Raw genomic sequence first — 289 nt, 5'->3', positions numbered from 1 at the left:
CGGCCTTGTTGACCTTGCTGCGCAGGCGCAGCGCGTGCGCGGGGCCCGAGCGGCGCAGGTCGAGGTAGCGGTGCTTGAGGCGCACCTCCTCCCCCACCTCCACGTGCTCGTCGATCGGGAACGGCAGCGGCGCGGCGGCGCTGAGCACCTCGAGGTCGGTGGTGACGACCTCGATCTCGCCGGTGGGCAGGTTGGGGTTGGCGTTGCCCTCGGGGCGCAGCCCGACCTCGCCGGTCACCTTGATGCAGTACTCGTTGCGCAGCTGGTGGGCCACGGCCTCGTCGCGCAC

The 289-nt window shown here is 72.3% G+C and carries 1 pseudogene; it reads right to left on the bottom strand.

Features of this window, described 5'->3' with window-relative positions:
* Positions 1 to 289 (bottom strand): annotated as a pseudogene (locus QWY28_RS23480) (aspartate--tRNA ligase); the annotation flags it as partial.

The sequence above is a fragment of the Nocardioides oceani genome (genome assembly GCF_030412965.1).
GTDB classification, from domain to species: domain Bacteria; phylum Actinomycetota; class Actinomycetes; order Propionibacteriales; family Nocardioidaceae; genus Nocardioides; species Nocardioides oceani.
The sequence above is the reverse complement of the archived record's forward strand: the minus strand, read 5'-3'. Positions and strand labels throughout refer to the sequence as shown.